Annotated in this window: 1 protein-coding gene; it reads left to right on the top strand. The window is 49.5% G+C overall.

What is annotated here, in order from left to right; translation table 11 throughout:
- The coding region (locus tag POG22_RS23720; RefSeq protein WP_498907369.1) for a DNA/RNA non-specific endonuclease at nucleotides 1-3,376 on the top strand (3,376 nt) is incomplete at its 5' end.
- Nucleotides 3,377-3,575: the final 199 nt, after the last annotated feature.

The raw sequence follows: 3,575 nt of genomic DNA, 5'->3' as shown, positions 1-3,575 counted from the left end.
CAACGAAGCCGTTGAAGTGGTTGTGGTTCCTTACGAAGACACTCACTACGCCTTTGTCGCCGGTCATAACTATCGCGCCTTGGGTCTCGGACTCCCCGGTTGGAACGGTAAAGGCAACATCGGCATTATTAAAGACGCCCTGAGCGACAACCCGCAATTGGTGGCGGGGACGCGATCGCTCCCCGAAGCACGGGTCAACGGCGTGGCGCTCTCCGGTGACGGAAAAGCCTTGTACGCTGCCTATCCGGGACTCGAAAGTACCTTCGTTTTCGAGGTCGAGCAGATGTTGGCAACGGCGAGTAACCCGAGTCATTGGGAGGACTTGCGCTCTCAACCGATTGAGGAAATCAATCCAAATATTTTCCTGGCGGGACGGTTGAGGACGATTGAAAACCCCGCGACTGGGGAACAACGCTACGAGGTCGATCCGGACGATCCTTTGGCTCCCATCAGTACTGAGGGTGAAGATTACAGTGTCACGGTGGCTTCGACACCTGCGTGGGATATTTCATTAAATCCTCCAACCACTACTTGGTCAGAAGACGCTTTGACTCCAACCCTAACCTGGGAATTTGACGACCTCGACTCCGGTTCCGTCGAACAAGTCAATCTCTACCTCAGCACCTTTGACGAAGGGGAAGGATTATTACCGGGCGATCGCTGGTTCGATGTAGAAGAAGTCGGTGGTGAGGCTTTCCAACAACTGAGTTCGAGCGAGAAAGAAGAGTTACTCGGTCGCTGGAACGATGACCTCGGACTCTACGACTTCAATCCCAATCGCATTCTCACGGCGACTTGGAACCGCTACTACGATGCCAATTCACCAAGTGGTGATGGCGATGGAGAATGGCAGTGGGGTAATGGAATACGATTTACCGATGGGCCCAATACACGATTTACGCTGCCTGAAGAGCTGACCTTAACTGCCGGTCAAGAATACAACTGGGCAGTAGAAGCCTTTAGCAACGGACAACGTCAGTTCCAAGTGGGTGAATTCTGGACGCCGGTTCCACCGGCTCAAAACGGAGACAATACCTTCAGTGGCGTTACCGTTTTGACTCACGGATTCCAACTGCCTCAAACGACTAATAGCCAGTCTCAGCTCCCCGAGCGATACTATCAACTCGGTCACAGTATTGCCCAAGGTAGCCCAGACCGCGAGGGTCTAGTCATGGACTACGATTCAAACACAGGTTATTGGGTTCCTGTCGATAAGAACGGACGACGAGAGCCTGAACTCAGCTCCCGCCTTGGGAACCCTGACTATCTCACTCAACTGGGCAACTACATCCAAGAGGAAGGCTACCTGCAAGACAACGAACCGCTGGTTCTGCTGCCCAATTGGTTGACTAGCGAACAATCGGCAGTTCCGGACGCTGGGTTTACCGAAGCCGCCGCCGACTCGCTATTTTCTTCCTTAGTCCAGCTCGACAACTTGCTCAAACCGAACTCAGATGCCGAACAGGGAGCGCTGTTCGACTCTCCCCTACACTTGATCGGCTTCAGTCGCGGTACGGTGGTCAACAGTGAAATCGTACAGCGCTTGGGAACGTATTTCCCCAATGCGGGTGGAAAAATCGGTTCGAGCGTTCGGGATTTGCAAATGACGACCCTCGATCCTCATGATTTCAATCAACCGAGTTTGGAACTGTTGGGTTTTGATTTCTCCGATTTCCGGGAGCCGAAAGTACAAGTTTGGGAGAACGTCACCTTTGCCGATAATTACTATCAGACGGTTCCCGAGCTGGAAGGAATGACGTTCACGCCGGGCGGTCGAGATCTTCCTCGTCTTCCCACAACAGAAACGATCGATCTCGCTGGTCTAAAATTTCTCCGTCAAGGATGGGCGAATCGGAATCCCGATCCCAACGCGCCGTTGCTGGGAGAACCCGATGTTTCAATACAGTTGGGAACTCGTCAGGGAGAGGAGGGTTACGAAGACGGACGAGCTGGCTTTACTCGCGAAACCGATCCTCTTTTCGGGTTCGGGGGAACTCACACGCGCGTTCCCAACTGGTATGCAGGAACGGCTGATTTGTTCCCGACTCATTTCCCGTTCGATTCTGAGTCGGATGAGGGAGCGTTATTCCGCCGTCGGGGAGATGGTTACTACGACCACTTATATGATGAGGCGTTTCCTCGCGTGAGTCCTTGGTATTCGCCGGACCATCTGGGGTCGGAGTTCGCTCATGGAGAAGAGAGTGCGCCTTGGGAAGGGATTGGTACGGGTTGGTTCTATTCGGTGTTGGGAGGCGGTGCGGCGTTAAATTTGCGTCCGTCATCGGATGTGGAACGGGTTCCGGTGGCGTTTGATAATACTTACGATGCGCCGATGCGGGGGGATTTTGCAGTTCCGACGCTGTTTAATGGGAATTTTGATGCGGTGTTTCAGCCGAAGGATGGGTTCCGTAATTTGATTTCTGATGCGGTTCCCGGTTGGTCGTTCCACAATGGAGAAGATGCGGTTTCGACTTCTCAGTTGGTGGATTTGAAGGATGTCGGAACTCTCGAAGAGCATTTGAGGAAGGTGGGGAACGATCCGAGTTCGGATGGGTATCAAACGGATTATGCACTGAAGCTGGGAGATGGTGACAAGATTACGCACAATCGCTTCGTAGTTCCCGATTGGGGCGTATTGCGTTTCGATTTGCACGTGCCGGAACCCCAGGATGGTCTTCTCAAAGTTTCTATCAAAGGAACGGAATCGGATGATGAGTGGATTTCAGCAGGAGAAATCGATCTGAAGCTCGCTGAAAATCCGGCTGAAAGCGAAAGCGCCGTTGGCTATTACGATTATGTTAACGGAGAATATATAGACCCCTACACTTACAGTCTTGATTATGCTTTACAAGGATTGGAGACCTTCCATTTAGATATTCCTGAGAATCTACGAGGTAAGTCGGCAGTGTTGCAATTTACTCTAGAAGGAGACAGTACAGTTTATCTGGATGATGTTTTCTTTAAGAGTGCTCATCTCAAGTTAGGCAATCCTACCTTGGCTCGACCATTTGAAAATACACATCGCGAGAATTATCTGATTGAGAAGCCTCAATACTCGCTATCTTACAATGATGCGATTAAAGGACCTAATTGGGTAAGTTGGCAAGTTAACAAGTCATGGATAGGAAGTATAAAGAGACCAAACAAGGATGAGGCAAAAGATATTGGCTATCCTCCCACGAACTTTCCCCCTAATTCGATCTACTCTGCCGATTTATTTGACTACCCATGGCTATCCGACAGCAGTTTGCCCACAAATTGGGTTAAAACTGCAAGTCCAGACTACAGAGCGAGCTTTGGGCTTGATAAAGGACATATGATTCCTTCCGAAAACCGAAGGGAACCTCGAAAAATTCATTATTTGAGTTCAAAATAAAAAAATAAAATGGTCTTTCACATCTCGAAGACCATCTTTTTTATTCTTCTATATTAAGAGGTATTTTCTTGAGAAAAATCATCTATTTTAGAAGTTTTAGAACGAGAATATTCTGTTATTCTTTTTGAGTTTCCCAGAAGATATATCGACGGATATTGTAGGCTAGATTTTTCAAGCCAATGTTGGCGTTAGCTCTAAT

Origin of the sequence: Geitlerinema sp. CS-897, from assembly GCF_028368005.1 — a bacterium.
In the GTDB taxonomy this organism is placed as follows: domain Bacteria; phylum Cyanobacteriota; class Cyanobacteriia; order Cyanobacteriales; family Geitlerinemataceae; genus Baaleninema; species Baaleninema simplex.
This window is presented reverse-complemented; position numbering and strand designations above follow the sequence as displayed.